General features: G+C 64.0%; 13 protein-coding genes. 9 read left to right on the top strand and 4 right to left on the bottom strand.

What is annotated here, in order from left to right; all coding sequences use genetic code 11:
- Positions 1-12 precede the first annotated feature (12 nt).
- Positions 13-894 carry a DMT family transporter gene (locus tag AC0L16_RS09385; RefSeq protein WP_473620347.1) on the bottom strand — a complete coding sequence of 294 codons (882 nt, stop codon included), beginning with the start codon at positions 892-894 and terminating at the stop codon, positions 13-15.
- A 48-nt stretch (positions 895-942) separates the two neighbouring features.
- Complete coding sequence (locus AC0L16_RS09390; RefSeq protein ID WP_128171069.1) at positions 943-1,149, bottom strand: hypothetical protein; 207 nt, start codon at positions 1,147-1,149, stop codon at positions 943-945.
- Between the two features lie 232 nt (positions 1,150-1,381).
- On the opposite strand from AC0L16_RS09390, the gene AC0L16_RS09395 reads away from it, so the two are divergent.
- Positions 1,382-2,821 (top strand): LuxR C-terminal-related transcriptional regulator, encoded by a 1,440-nt coding sequence (locus tag AC0L16_RS09395; protein ID WP_473620349.1) that lies wholly within the window; start codon positions 1,382-1,384, stop codon positions 2,819-2,821.
- 7 nt (positions 2,822-2,828) lie between these two features.
- Here the strand turns inward: AC0L16_RS09395 and AC0L16_RS09400 are convergent, their stop codons facing one another.
- Positions 2,829-3,836, bottom strand: a complete 1,008-nt coding sequence (locus AC0L16_RS09400) for an aldo/keto reductase (RefSeq protein WP_473620351.1) — start codon at positions 3,834-3,836, stop codon at positions 2,829-2,831.
- A gap of 229 nt (positions 3,837-4,065) precedes the next feature.
- On the opposite strand from AC0L16_RS09400, the gene AC0L16_RS09405 reads away from it, so the two are divergent.
- The 6 genes from AC0L16_RS09405 to AC0L16_RS09430 all read left to right on the top strand — a co-directional run bounded on the left by AC0L16_RS09405 (position 4,066) and on the right by AC0L16_RS09430 (position 10,860).
- Complete coding sequence (locus AC0L16_RS09405; protein WP_473620352.1) at positions 4,066-4,290, top strand: hypothetical protein; 225 nt, start codon at positions 4,066-4,068, stop codon at positions 4,288-4,290.
- 372 nt (positions 4,291-4,662) lie between these two features.
- On the top strand, positions 4,663-7,149 hold the full coding sequence (gene ligD, locus AC0L16_RS09410; RefSeq protein WP_473620354.1) for a DNA ligase D: 2,487 nt from the start codon (positions 4,663-4,665) through the stop codon (positions 7,147-7,149).
- 89 nt (positions 7,150-7,238) lie between these two features.
- A complete protein-coding gene (gene ku, locus AC0L16_RS09415) occupies positions 7,239-8,153 on the top strand; it encodes a non-homologous end joining protein Ku (protein WP_473620355.1) in 915 nt (304 codons plus the stop codon).
- Positions 8,150-9,253 (top strand): tetratricopeptide repeat protein, encoded by a 1,104-nt coding sequence (locus AC0L16_RS09420; RefSeq protein ID WP_473620356.1) that lies wholly within the window; start codon positions 8,150-8,152, stop codon positions 9,251-9,253. The genes ku and AC0L16_RS09420 overlap by 4 nt, the downstream gene beginning before the upstream one ends.
- 182 nt (positions 9,254-9,435) lie before the next feature.
- Positions 9,436-10,080, top strand: coding sequence for an alpha/beta hydrolase family protein (locus AC0L16_RS09425; protein ID WP_473620358.1), 645 nt, complete (start codon positions 9,436-9,438; stop codon positions 10,078-10,080).
- A gap of 9 nt (positions 10,081-10,089) precedes the next feature.
- Positions 10,090-10,860, top strand: coding sequence for an exodeoxyribonuclease III (locus AC0L16_RS09430; protein WP_473620360.1), 771 nt, complete (start codon positions 10,090-10,092; stop codon positions 10,858-10,860).
- Between the two features lie 157 nt (positions 10,861-11,017).
- Here the strand turns inward: AC0L16_RS09430 and AC0L16_RS09435 are convergent, their stop codons facing one another.
- Entirely contained in the window at positions 11,018-11,482 is a 465-nt protein-coding gene (locus tag AC0L16_RS09435; RefSeq protein WP_473620363.1) for a GFA family protein, read from the bottom strand.
- A 221-nt stretch (positions 11,483-11,703) separates the two neighbouring features.
- Between AC0L16_RS09435 and AC0L16_RS09440 the strand changes: the two genes are divergently transcribed.
- Both AC0L16_RS09440 and AC0L16_RS09445 read left to right on the top strand, forming a co-directional pair.
- The gene (locus AC0L16_RS09440; protein WP_473620365.1) at positions 11,704-13,194 is read left to right on the top strand and encodes a WD40 repeat domain-containing protein; all 1,491 of its coding nucleotides are present in this window, start codon (positions 11,704-11,706) and stop codon (positions 13,192-13,194) included.
- An 81-nt stretch (positions 13,195-13,275) separates the two neighbouring features.
- Positions 13,276-14,550, top strand: coding sequence for a tetratricopeptide repeat protein (locus AC0L16_RS09445; protein WP_473620367.1), 1,275 nt, complete (start codon positions 13,276-13,278; stop codon positions 14,548-14,550).
- The last annotated feature ends 22 nt before the right edge of the window (positions 14,551-14,572 follow it).

The raw sequence follows: 14,572 nt of genomic DNA on the forward strand, positions 1-14,572 counted from the left end.
GGGAATGATCTCTCAGTCTGCCACCGCCGGCTTGCTGATTTTGTCGGTTGTCAGCGACAGCAAGGTGATTGATCCAAATACGACCGCAGCACCGACTGCTCCGGTCGGTGACAGCCGCTCGCCCAGAAATATGGCAGCGCCAATCGCTCCGAACACGCTCTCCGCGCTGACGATCACCGCGGCATGGCTGGCGGATGTGAAGCGTTGAGCGACGGTCTGGATGCCGAAGGCGGCCCCGGTCGAGAAGATGCCGAGCACGGCGAGTTCCGGGGCGGCATCGCTGATGGCGGCCAGCGACAGATTACCCTGGAGGGCGCCGAGCGGCAGGGTGAGCACGGCGGCGCCGAAAAATTGCGCGGCAGCCGCCGCAACCGGCGCGCCGTGGGTCTGCACGTGGCGGCCAAGCTCCACCATCCAAAGCGCGTAGCATGCGGCCGAAAGTATCGCAGCGAGATCGCCCTGGCTGGAGCTGGCGGTCAAGCCTCCGGACAGCAGCAGGACACCGACCACTGTCATGGCGGCCGCAAGCCCGCCGACAGCAGTCGGGCGCTCGCCAATCAGCAACCAGGCCGCAAGCGGCGTCATCACCGTTGCCGTGCTCACCAGGAAGCTGGCATTGGTAACCGAGGTGTCTAGATAGGAGACCTGCTGGATGATGATGGAAATCGAAAACAGAACGCTGACTTTGGCGAGGCTCATCCAGTAGCCAGGCCCGAATTTCCTTCTCCATTCGAGTACCGTCAGCGGCGCCACCATGAGCCCCGCGATCAGGCAGCGCATGCCCACGGCGCTGAGCGGATCGAGATGATCCAGCACAGTCTTCTGCGCAATATTGCCGAAGCCCCAAAAGGCAGCGGCAAGCAGAAGCAGACAGTTGGCCTGCACCTTCGACATATCGATGTCTCGGCAAAGCTTGCGCCGCAAAGGGCGGATCGCTGGTTGCTAGCGGGCGGCGAGCTTGTCCCACCGCTTGCAATACAGGCGGACGCCGACGGGCATGATCTCATAGCCGGCGTCGTTCAACTGGAGCTTCATCTCCTCGAAATGCCGCTTTGAGCCGCTGACGATCGATTCAGGCGTGTAGTCCCAGCCGTTGCGGGCGGCATTGGCCAGGATGTCGGCATAGAGGCGCATGCTCGTGATTTTCACATCCGATTCCAGCACCTGCCTGCATCCTCTTGCGAACGAGGGCGACTGGGCGGCGGAAAAACTCAAGATCGTGCATGCCAGCATTATCGAAACAGGACGCATGGAAAGCTCCCCCGGATTGCAGCTTGTTGCGGCAAACGAGCTTGCAATTTGTGCGCCTGCGGCGGAATCGGGCAGATGCAGTATTCGGCCTCCTGCATTTGTAGTATTCTGTCCTGGGACGGGTTCCACCATGACGGTCAATGACGCTTCGAAAGCGCAGACGCTCGATGCCTTGTCGGGTCGCGAGCGCGCGGTCGCGGAAAAATTCGCAACCGGCATGACCTATCGCGAAATCGGCAATGCACTTTTCATTGCCCCAACCACTGTTCGCACCCACCTTGCGGCCATCTACGAAAAACTTGGCGTGCATACCAAGATCGGGCTCGCGGCGTATTTTGCCGGCGCTTCCGGCGCTCGGCCGGACGGGCTGTCATCCCTGCCGGACGCTCCGCCGGTGCTCGCCATATTTCCGATCGAATGCCTGAATTCCGAAGAGCGCTGGCGCCGCTTTGCCGACGGCCTGTCGTCGGACATCACCATCGACCTGGCGCGATACGCGGGTTTGCCTGTCGTCGCCTTCCACACGATGAAATCGCTGGGCAGCAAGCCGGCCGATTTCGCGGCGGACGGCAAGGCGCTCGGCGTCACCTATTTCATGTCGGGCCAGTTGCGTGCGGACGACCAGAGGATTCGCTTGACGATGGAGCTTGCCGACGCCGGCAACGGCGTCAGCCTGTGGAGGGAGCGTTACGACCGCCCGGTCGAGGACATTTTCGCGCTGCAGGACAGCCTGACCGAAAGCATCATCAACGTGTTCGCCGGCAGTTATGGAACGCTCGCCACGGTCGGCCGCAATGCGGCTCGCCGCAAGCCGCCGGCCAACTTGCGGGCCTATGATTTTTATCTGCTTGCCCTCGAACAGCACACCACGTTCAGCCGCGCCGGCAATGCCGAGGCGATCCGCCTGTTTTCGCGCGCGCTGGAGCTTGATCCTGCTTTCGCCAACTGCTGGGCCGAACTCGCCTACGCCTATTCGGTCGAGGCCTGCAATGGCTTTGGCGACGACGTACTGACGTCGATCGAGAACTGGCGGATCACGGCCGAAAACGCCTTGCGCCTCGACCCGACGGACAGCTGCGCTCTCGCATGCCTTGGCAATGTCAGGGCATGTCTTGGTGATCTCGAAGGAGCGGAGCGCGCGCATCGGCGCGCCTTCGAATACGGCTCCAATCACGCCGGCATACTGGCGCTGCTGGCCGGCAGCAAGGCGCTTGTCGCCGGCGATCCGGCCGAGGCGATCCCGCTCATCGAGCGCGCCATGCGCCTCAATCCATTGGCCCCGCCCTGGTATTTCGGCATGCAAGGCCGCATCCTGTTTGCCGCCGGCAGGCATCGGGAAGCTATCGCGGCGCTCGGCAGGAGTTCACCGGAGTCGCCGGACGTGCTGATGTTCCTGGCACTTTCGCATGCGGCCATGGGCGAGACCGGCGAGGCGGCGCGCGCCGCGGCCCGCTTGAGAGCCGAATTTCCAGGCTTTTCGGCCGAACGCTTCATCGCAGGCTATCCGGTGACCAACCGGGACGCCTTGCTTGCCATCCGCAACGCTGCCGAGCTGGCGAAGCTGCAGTAGACGCCACCTACCGGTCGATGGTCACCATGACGCGTTCGTTGTAGCGCTCACCCGCGACCTTGCCCGGCGCCAGCGCGTCATCGAGCGCCTGCGTTGCGGCGGCGTCGAGCTCGATCGCGGCGGCGGCGACATTCTCCTCGAGGTATTTTCGACGCTTGGTGCCGGGGATCGGCACGATGTCGAGCCCGAAATCGCTGCCCTTGTGCAGCAGCCAGGCCAGCCCGATCTGGCCCGGCTTGACGCCCTTGGCCGTGGCGATGTCGCGGACAATCCCGGCCGCCTGCACATTGGCGTCGTAGTTGGCGCCCTGGTAGCGCGGGTCGCCGCGCCGGAAGTCGCCTTCCGGATAGTCCTCGGCGCGCTTGACGTCGCCGGTGAGAAAACCGCGGCCAAGCGGCGCGAACGGCACCAGGCCGATGCCGAGTTCGCTGAGCAACGGGATGAGTTCCGGTTCCAGATTGCGTTCCCACAGCGAATATTCGCTCTGCACCGCCGACACCGGATGCACGGCATGCGCCCGGCGGATGTTGGCCGCACCCGCCTCCGACAGGCCGAAGAAGTGCACCTTGCCTTCAGCGATTAGATTGCTCACAGCACCCGCCACATCCTCGATCGGCACCGCCGGGTCGACGCGGTGCTGGTAGAGCAGGTCGATATGGTCGGTGGCGAGCCGGCTGAGCGAGCCTTCGACCGCCTCGCGGATATGCTCGGGCCGGCTGTCGCGGTCGGTGCCGATCTGCTTGCCGTTTTCGATACGGAAGCCGAATTTGGTGGCGATCGTCACTTCGTCACGCCGGCCCTTAAGGGCGCGGCCGAGCAGTTCCTCGTTGGTGTGCGGGCCATAGACTTCCGCCGTATCGAAGAAGGTGCAGCCGAGCTCGATGGCGCGGTGCAGTGTGGCAATCGATTCCGACTCGTCGGCCGGGCCGTAGGACTGGCTCATGCCCATGCAGCCGAGGCCGATCACCGATACCTGCAGCCCTTGGCTGCCCAGCTTGCGTGTGCTCAAGGTCATGGATGAGATCTCCGGATAAGCGTCAGGGTTCGTGGGCGTCAGGACCATATAGAGCGCGCGCTCGGTTTCCACAGTCGCTCGGGCGAGGCTGATCGCACGATCGCGTGAGCTTTTCCGCTAAGCGCCTTGCCCAGTGTTGCCCAGTGCCCGGGAAATTGACAGAACACCCGCTCTCGGCCATCCTTATGCCAGCCGCTATGTCCTGCGGCGGCGTGTGTATGAGCAGTCCATGGCCAGTTCCGCCACCAGCCAGAATTTCAAGCGCGCTGCGGTGCGCAAGGCGCTCGACCGCCACAAGGTCTACATCACCGCGCAAAGCTTTTCCGCCGGCGCCTACAAGGCGCGTGTCCTCGTCGACGGTGAGGCCTATTGGGTCGACGAATTCCGGCTGAGCCAGCTCCAGCAGGGTCTGTCGCCGGCCGAGCTCGAACTGACGCCGGCCACCGACGATTGAGTGTGACGTTCATCCCTTCGTCATCCCAGGAATATTTCGGGGCGCAGGCGGGACAGTACCCCCCTCTGGCCTGCCGGCCATCTCCCCCGCAAGGGGGGAGATCGGCAGTGTCACTGTGGCCACCCTCTTGGCAACGTCGGAGGTTGGCGAAAGCATTCGTGACATCCAATCTCCCCCCTTGCGGGGGAGATGTCCGGCAGGACAGAGGGGGGTGTGAAGAAACTCGACGGAGGGTGATCGGTTCTGGACCGCTGCATTCTTCGGCCGATGTCACGGCATGGGACCCAGGGCCCGCACTTCGCTTCGCGTTCGCTCCGCCTTGGTATGTCGAAGGCGCGAACGCTCGCTCGTTCGCCACCACCGCCTAGCTCCATGCCAGCTCCTTCAAAACTCAAGGCCTATCGCGCCAAGCGCGAATTCAGCAAGACGCCGGAGCCCGCCGGCGGGCCGGTTGCCGCCGAAGGCAATCGCTTCGTCGTCCACAAGCACCAGGCCACTGCCGACCATTACGATCTTCGCCTGCAGGTCGGCGATGTGCTGAAGAGCTGGGCGGTGCCTCGCGGCCCGTCGCTCAATCCGGCCGACAAGCGGCTGGCGGTCGAGACCGAGGACCATCCGCTCGAATATATCGACTTCGAAGGCGTTATTCCCGAGGGCGAATATGGCGGCGGGCCGATGATCGTCTGGGACACCGGCGTCTGGGCGCCGATGGACGATGTCGAAAAGAGCCTGCGCACCGGCTCCTTCAAATTTCGTCTCGCCGGCGAGAAGCTGAATGGCGGCTGGATGCTGACCAGGCTGAAACCGAAGCCCGGCCAGGATGAGGGCAAAAAGAACTGGCTGCTGTTCAAGGAGCGCGACCTCGCCGCCGACGCCAGGCTCGACATACTGGAGGCCCGGCCGGAAAGCGTCAAATCCGGCCGCCGCATCGAGGAACTGGTCGCAACCCCGAAGCCTGCCGCAAGGCCTGCGACACCGGTGGCATTGAAACCCGGTGCGCTGCCGGGTGCGGTCAAGGCGCCGCTGCCTTCCCGGATCGAGCCGCAGCTGGCCACGCAGGTTCCGAAGCCCCCGGGCGGCGAAAGCCCTGCCGAAAAAACGCGCGAAATCTGGCTGCACGAGATAAAATTCGACGGCTACCGCACCATGGCGCATCTGGCCGACGGCGCGGTCAAATTGATCACCCGCGCCGGCCTCGACTGGACCAGGCGCTATGGCGACCTGCCGCTCGCCTTTGCCACGCTGCCGTGCCGCGATGCAATCATCGACGGCGAGGTCGTTGTGCTCGACGCCAAGGGCATCAGCCGCTTTGCCCTTTTGCAGGAGGCGCTGGCCAAGGGCGCCGGCAACAAGCTCCACTTCTATGCCTTCGACCTGTTGTATCTCGACGGCTGGGACCTGAGAACAGCGCAGCTCGGCCGGCGCAAGGCGCTGCTGTCGCAATTGCTGTCCGGCCTGGGCGCCAACTCCGCCATCCAGTTCTCGGACCACGTCGAAGGCGATGGCCAGGCGCTCTACGACCAGGCCTCCGAGATGGGGCTGGAAGGCATCGTCTCCAAGCGCGCCACGGCGATCTACCAGAGCGGCCGCACCAAGACGTGGACCAAGACCAAGGCGCTGAAGACCGGCGATTTCGTCATCGCCGGCTACACCACCTCCGCTGCAGCCGAGGGGCTGGCCGCACTCGGGCTCGGCGAATTCGAGGATGGCGAGCTGCACTATCGCGGCAAGGTCGGCACCGGCTTCGACGCCGCCACCGCCACCGAGTTGCTGGCCCGGCTGGAGCCGTTGCGCGCCGGCGCGTCTGCACCCGAAGGCGTTCCACGCGAGATCATGCGCGAGATGAACTGGGTGCGGCCGCTGCTTTCGGCCCATATCCACTATGCCAACCGGACCACCGATAATGCGCTGCGCCATGCCGTGTTCCGCGGGCTGCGCGACGTCGGCCTGTCGACGCCTGTATCGGCCCAGCGCAAGCGGCTGATCGCCGAGGCCGACCTCGCCACGATCTGGGTGACCAACCCGACGCGGCGGCTGTTCGGCAGAACCGGACCGACCAAGCTCGATATCGCCGTCTATTACGCGCTGGTCGGCGACTTCATGCTGCCGCACATTTTGGGCCGCCCGGTGTCGCTGGTGCGCTGCCCGACCGGCAAGCCGCAGGACTGCTTCTTCCAGCGCCATGCCTTCACCGGCATGCCGAAATCGGTGGCGACTTTCGAGGCGACCAATTCCGAGGGCGAGACCAAATCCTACCTGTCGGTCGAGGACGCCAAGGGCTATCTGGCGCTGGCGCAGTTCGGCGTCGTCGAGTTCCACACCTGGGGCACCCACCGCACGCGGCTCGACAGACCGGACCTGATCGTCTTCGACCTCGATCCGGGCGAGGGGGTTAGCTGGCGCGAGGTGGTCGAGGCGGCGGTGCATATCCGCGCCGAGCTGGAGGCGATGGGGCTGGTGCCATTTGCCAAAACATCGGGCGGCAAGGGCATCCACATATCAGTGCCGGTGACACAAAAACAGAACTGGAAGAAGCTGCACCAGGCGACCAGCGCCATTTCCTCGGCGTTGGCCGCCACCGCGCCCGACACCTTCACCACCACCATGGGCAAGGACAACCGCAAGCGGCGTATCTTCATCGACTACCATCGCAACGCGCGCGGCCACACTTCGGCGGCACCCTACTCGCTGCGCGCCCGCACAAACCTGCCGGCCTCGACGCCGGTGAGCTGGTCCGATCTGGAATCCATCGACGCTCCGGAAGATTTGAATTATTCTTCGCTGCCGGGCCTTCTGGTCACCTCCGGCGATCCCTGGGCCGACATGGAAGATTTCGCTAGGGATTTGCCGGTATTGTGAGGGCGATGTAGGTTTTGCGCAGCGCCGTTCGTCCTTTGGACGAAGCGCTGCGAAACGTTCGACAGTGCACGGCCGCGTAGGAGATTTTCATGGCGCCCAGGGCAAGTTGGAAAGGTTACCTCAAGCTCAGTCTCGTCAGCTGTCCGGTCCGGCTGTATCCGGCGACGAGTGCCAGTGAGCGGATCAGCTTCAACCAGCTGCACAAGGACACCCACAACCGCATCAACATGAAGCCGGTCGACCCCGAGCTCGGGCTGGTCGAGCGCTCTGATCTGGTCAAGGGCTACGAATACGAGGACAAGCAGTACATCATCATCGATGATGCCGACCTTGAGGCGGTGCGCATCGAATCCAACCACACCATGAACATCGAGGCCTTTGTCGACGAGCATTCGGTCGACGTCATCTATCAGGACGCGCCCTACTATCTGGCGCCCGATGGCGCGATGGCCGAGGAGACTTTCGCCGTGCTGCGCGAAGCCATGCGCAAATCCGGCAAGCTGGCGATCGCCCGGCTGGTGCTGTCCAGCCGCGAGCGCGTGGTGACGATCGGCGCCCGCGAGAACGGCATGTTCGTCTGCACATTGAGGAACCCGAACGAAGTGCGCGGCACGGCTGAATATTTCGGCAACATTCCGGCCGGCAAGCCCGACCCCGAAATGCTGCAGCTCGCCGAAGCGCTGATCAAGCAGAAGGAAACCACCTTCGATCCGAAGAACTATGAGGATCGCTATGAGATCGCGCTGATGGCGATGATCCGCGAGAAGCTCAAGGGTCACAAGCCGATCATTGCGGCCGCGCCCGAACGAGGCAACGTGATCAATCTGATGGATGCGCTGAAGGCCAGCCTGTCGCAATCGGCCAAACCGCCGGCCAAGAGCAAGAGCAAGGCCGATGAAGCGGCGAAACCGGCAACGAAATCCGCCAAGGGCGGGGCCGGCGCGGTCAAGGAAAATCCGCTCAAGGCCAATCTGTTCAAGGCCGTCGGCAAGAGCAAAGGGTGACAGCGCCCATTGGTATAATTTCCGGCAGCGTCTTCGGCGCCATCGGCGCGCTGGCGGCGTTCCCGCTGAGGCTGGCGGCGCGTGAAGTCGAGCGCCAGCAGGGCCAGTTGCGGCGCGGCGTTAACAGGCGCACCAGCCATGTCGTGTTCGGCCGCACACTTCTGGCCAAGGCCGGGGATGCCGAGATCGGGCGCCGCGTCGCCGCCGAGCGTGCGGCCGGGCGCAAGCTGATCAGCGAAAACGGTTTTTTGCGCCTGCTCGGGCTGATCAAGGCGCCGGAGGCCTCGGCCCTGTCGCGGCAGTCGCTTCTCGATCAATCGCGATTGGCCGCATCCGACCTCGACCTGTTGTCGCTTTTCGATGCCTTTGAGCATGATTGCGAACCCTATTCGTTTCGCGATTTGATCCTGGCCCGCAAATATGCCGGGCTGATCGCCGGCGGCGCCTCGTGGGGGGCGATCGCGCGCTCGGTGCACCGCTCCGGTCCGGTCGCCTCGCTCACCGCCAAGTCGCTGAATGTCGGCTCGCAGCATGGTCGTGCCAATGCGATCTACCTCGAAGGCGGACAGAGCGAACTCGACGGCCAGTTGCTGTTCGATTTGGGATCGCCCGATGACGACACGCTGGAAGAACTGTTCGCTGATGCCGAAGCCGCGGAAGAGGCTGAAGACCACGAGCAGGCGGCGGTACTCTACCAGCGCTGCCTGGCCATCGACCCGAGCGACGCCATCGCCGCCTTCAACCGCGCCAACTGCCTGCGCGCCGCTGGACGCGCGGCCGAGGCGGCGCACAACTATGCCCGCGCCATCAAGTGTGACCCGGGCTTTGTCGAGGCCTGGTTCAATCTGGCCGGGCTGATGAGCGATGAGGGCCGCGACGCCTCGGCGCGACGGCATCTGCAAAAGGCGATCGCGCTCGATGCCAATTATGCCGATGCGGTGTTCAACCTGGCGAGGCTGGAGTTCGACGCCGGCAACCTCGCCGAGGCGCGGCGAAACTGGGCGCGCTATCTCGAGCTCGACGAAAACTCCGAATGGGCGCGCATGGCGGCCAAGGGTATTCAGTTCATCGATTTGCAGCTGGCGCGGATGTCGGGCTGAGGCGATGGCGCTCCCTTCTCCCCTTGTGGGAGAAGGTGGATCGGCGCGTTAGCGCCGAGACGGATGAGGGGTGCTGGAAGAAATGAGGCGTTGGCGTTCCGTCCAACACCCCTCATCCGACCGAGCTTCGCTCGGCCACCTCCTCCCACAAGGGGAGAAGGGTCGTCAACGTTGGAGTTCCCATGACCACCTTCCTTCTCGACGGCCCCGAAACCGCACCCATCACCATCCTTCTCGCCCATGGCGCCGGCGCGCCGATGGATTCTGCCTCGATGACCGCCACGGCAAAAGCGCTGGCCGAAGCCGGGTTTCGCGTCGCGCGCTTCGAGTTCCACTACATGGCGGCCCGCCGCTACGGCCACCGCAAGCCGCCGCCGCGCGCCGAGACGGTGAACCCGGAATACGTCAAGGCGATCGCCGACCTCAGGGCGAAGGGCGTGAAGGGGCCGCTCATCATCGGCGGCAAGTCGATGGGCGGCCGCGTCGCCTCGATGATCGCCGACGAGATGTTTTCGAAGGGCGAGATTTCGGGGCTGCTTTGTCTCGGCTACCCCTTCCATCCGCCGGCCAAGCCCACCCAATTGCGCACCAAACATCTCGCCGCGCTAAAGACGCCAACATTGATCTTCCAGGGCACACGCGACGAATTCGGCACCAAGGACGAGGTCGCGACCTACGATCTTTCCGACACCATCGAAATGCGGTGGCTGGAGGATGGCGACCACGATTTGAAGCCGCGCAAGAGCATCTCCGGCTTCTCCACTGCCGATCATCTGAAGACACTCGCTGATGCGGTAAAGGCGTGGACCGAGCGCATCGTGCGCTGAAGCAGGCCGATGAAGATCGCCACCTTCAACGTCAACAACATCAACGGCCGGCTGCAGAACCTGCTCGCCTGGTTGACTGTCGCCAAGCCCGACATCGTCTGCCTGCAGGAACTGAAGGCAAGGCAGACGCAGTTTCCGCGCACAGCACTCGCCGCGGCCGGCTATGGCGCGGTTTGGGTGGGGCAGCCGACCTGGAACGGCGTCGCCATTCTTTCGCGCGGCTCGGAGCCGGTGCTGACCCGCGAGGCGCTGCCCGGCGACGGCAGCGACAACCAGGCCCGCTACATCGAGGCGGCGGTCAGCGGCATCGTCATCGCCTGCCTCTATGCGCCGAACGGCAACCCGCAGCCTGGCCCGAAATTCACCTACAAGCTGGCGTGGCACGAACGTCTGAACGCGCATGCGGAAGAACTGTTCGGCACCGGCCTGCCGGTGGTGCTGGCCGGCGACTACAACATCGTGCCCGAGCCGCGCGACATCTATCCGACCCGCTCCTATGACGACAATGCGCTGGTGCAGCCGGAAAGCCGCGCCGCCTTCGCAGCGCTGCTCGACCAGGGCTGGCTAGATGCGCTGCGCAAGAAACATCCGAAGGAGACGCTTTACACATTCTGGGATTATCGCCGCAACCGCTGGCAGCGCGACGCCGGCCTGCGGCTCGACCATATATTGCTGTCCAGGAAACTGGCGCGCCGGCTGGCCGGGGCAGGCATCGACCGCGACGTCCGCGGCGAGCCCGGCGCCAGCGACCACGCGCCGGTGTGGGTGGAATTGCGGTGAGGAGAGCTAATCTCCCCCACGAAGGGCCACGAAGGGGGAGTTCCGCCGACAGCGCCTCTTTTCGAGGTCGGCGATTGGCGAAATCAAAGATGGCGGCCGATCTCCCCCACAAGGGGGGAGATTGGCTGTCATCGACGTTTTCGCCAACCTTACTCCCTCACATCGGTCGCGCGCCTTCGCGGGCGAAGGCCTCGATCAATGGCGCATACCCCTCAAGGTCGGGTTGAGTGGCGAAGCTGTGGCTGGCGGCGGTCGTTGCCCAGGGCAGCCTTTCCGACGTGAAAACCTCGACGAAGGGCACGTACCAATGGTGCTCGTCCAGCATGGTCGCGCGAACGTTGACGAAGAAGTCCAGGCCGTGCGGATGCGTGAACATCCAGTTCTTGCAGTGCGGGCAATAGAGTTGCCGGTGCGGGCCATGCAGGCCGCCGACCACGGCCTCGCCTTGCGTAACGGTGAAGCCGCTGCTTGGCACCGCCATGGTCAGGGAATAAGCACTCGCGCTCAGCTTCTGGCAGCCGGTGCAATGACAGGCCATGGTCAGCAAGGGCGGCGCACTTATGCGAAAGCGTATCCCGCCGCACAGGCAGCCGCCGTCCCAGGGCAATTTCCAATCATCCATCATTTGGCCTCGGTGCTGAGTTGCCTGCCTACGATTCTAGCGCGCGACCGGGCAACATTGCGGCGACCGAGAGTGTCGCCAGGCCATATCGTGCGCTTTGGCGCAGGCGAGCGTTTTGCGCTCACTGTTTCGCTCTTCGGAATTGAACCGGGCATCGACAAGCCCGGCGCCGACCGGCATCATTGCGGGCAAAGCGAACAGCGGCGCGAGGGGGAAGCCCGATGAACAGGTTTGTCGACAGGCTGCTGGCAATGCTGCTGCTGGCGATCGGCATGCTCTGCTTCACACGTGTGTATTTCGCGCTGGGCGGCGAGGGCGCCGACGAGGCTTTCGCGTTCGCGCGCCTGGCTTTTTTCGGCGCGGCGGGTGTTGTCTCAGCTCTTGCAGCCCTGTTGTTCTGGGCCGGCCTGTTGCCGGGCCGATCGACGCACGATCCGAAGACGCCTCTGTTCGGCAGGGGCGCCGAAACGCAACCCGGCGGACGACCACGCCTGCGGCGGCTCTTCGCCGTCGTTCCGTTCCTCGCCGTGCTCGCTCTGGTGGCCGACCAACTGGGCCCCTGGTCGCGGCAGCCACAGGGCGCCGGCAAAAGCCTGATCGCCGAGCAAGCCGTGCCGAGCGCGCCGGAAGGCCAAGACGTCACCAGCGTACCGGCCCCGGAACCGGAAGCCATACAGCCGGCTCCTGCCTCGACATCCGAGGTCGCGCTGGCCCCACCTGTCTCACCGCCAGAGCCTGCTCCAGTCCCGGCTGCGCCACCGCAGACCGTCGCGCCGCTGCCGCAGGCTCCGCCGCCGCAGCCGACCCAGCCCGACGGCCACCGCGAGCCCGTGGTCTGGCTGGCGGTGGCGCCCGACGGCCACTCGATCATGAGCGCCAGCACCGACCGCACGATCAAGCTCTGGGATATCGACGGCAAGCGCCTGATCCACACCCTCGGCGTCCACAAGGACATGGCGCGGACAGCGCTTTTCCTGCCCGATGGGGCGCGGGCGCTGACGGCGGGCGACGACGGCGAGATCGTGCTGCGCCAGATCTCCGATGGCGCGGTGCTGCACGTCTTCTCGTCAGGCCAGAACGGCGGCGTTAACAAGCTGGCGATCAGCCCCGACGGCAAACGTGCCGTCAGCGGGCACGACACCGGCAGGGTCATCGTCTGGGATATCGAGAAGGGCTCGGTGCTGCATGTGATGCCGGGGCACGACTGGTCGATCAGCGGGGTCGCCGTCTCGCCCGACGGTACACGCGCGATCAGCGGCAGCATCGAGGGCACGCTGAAGCTATGGGACATCGGCACCGGCAAGCAACTGCGCAGCTGGCACGGGCATGAGCGCGGCCCCTATGGCGTCCTGTTCATGGCCGACGGGCGCCATCTGATCACCGGCAGCGGCGATTATATGATCAAGCTCTGGGATCTCGACACCGGCCGCGAAGTCCGCCGCCTCGAGGGCCATTCGGGCACGGTCTATGCGCTGGCGCTGTCGGCCGACGACAAGCGGCTGCTGTCCGGCTCGCTCGACGGCACGGCACGGCTGTGGGACGTGGAAACCGGCAACGAGCCCGCCCTGTTCGACAGCCGGTCTGGACCGGTCTACGTAGTGGCATTCGCCGCCGACGGCAGGGTGCTGACCGGCGGCTATGACCGCACCATCCGGGACTGGCCGGCGGGCGGCGGCGATGCGGTGGCGCTTTTTCCGGGCGCGCCAGATTGATTAGATTCTCAAGGTGCGGATATTTCGGGAAGAGGCGGCGTGCGCTAATGATTACCGCTATCGACAAATGGATTGGCGAACGTGAGCAGTGAAGACTGGCCGCTTGAGGCGAACAGAACTGTGTCCATTTTGCCCGTGCCACATCGCAGAAGAATCTTTCCCATAGTCTTGCTTGTGTTGGCTGCTGTCGTGCTGTTTTGGCCAGCTCGCAATTATTACGTTCAGTGGTCGGCCATCCAGAAGGCGCAAGCGGCATTCCTCGCCAAGGACTACGCCGAGGCATTCCGCCAGTGGAAGATAGTGGCCGACGCCGGAAACCCCGATGCGCAGAACAGTATTGGTTTGATGTATTGGTTAGGCCAAGGCGTTGCTCAGAATGACGCGCGGGCAGTGAGCTTTTGGCGCAAGACCGCCGAGGCAGGAAACCTAAACGGTGCGGCCGGCCTCAGCCAAGCTTACTATTATGGCAGAGGTGTCGGAAAGGACGATCAGTTGGCCTTTATGTGGGCGCGGAAGGCTGCGGACAATGGGCACGCAAATGGTCAATACATCCTTGGATTTCACTATTCGGAAGGCCGGGCGGTGGCGAAGGATGACCGCAGGGCGTTCGAATGGTGGATGAAAGCCGCGGCCACTGGCCTCGCCGATGCACAATATGCCGTTGGAACTGCATATGCGTTGGGAAAAGGCGTGGGCAAGGATGACGCACAGGCATTTGCCTGGTTCAGGAAGGCGGCCGATCAGGGATACCCCAACGCTCAATTCGCTGTTGGCCAAGCCTATTCACAGGGTTGGGGGGTACAACATGATCATGGTCTGGCTGCGGTCTGGTGGCGCAAAGCGTCCGAACAGGCCAACGCCCAGGCACAAGCCGCGCTTGGCTATGCATATTCAATCGGCAACGGTGTTACCCAAAGCGATGCGGACGCGGCGTCTTGGTGGCTCAAGGCGGCCAATCAGGGAGACGTCAGTTCGCAACTGAACCTGGGGGGCGCCTATTCGAAAGGCGCTGGTGTCAGCAAAAGCAAGGCGGACGCGGTTTCGTGGTGGCTCAAGGCCGCAAAGCAGGGAGATACCCAGGCCCAGCTCCATGTGGCATATGCCTATGCCAATGGTGAAGGCATCGCCAGAGACCACAAATCTGCTGAGTTCTGGTGGCTGGCTGCCGCGAAAACGGGAAATGCCGATGCCGAAGCCAGTCTTGGGATGCTGTACTATCGCGGCATCAATGGACAGCCGGACTACAAAGAAGCCGCCAAATGGCTGCTCAAGGCTTCTTCCCATGGCCATCCCGCTGTCCAGATTTACCTGGACGTGATGAAGGAAGATGGTCTGTTGGACACCAAGACATTGTAGATGAAGATCATATTTGGCTTCC

The organism is Mesorhizobium sp. WSM4848 (assembly GCF_055811375.1).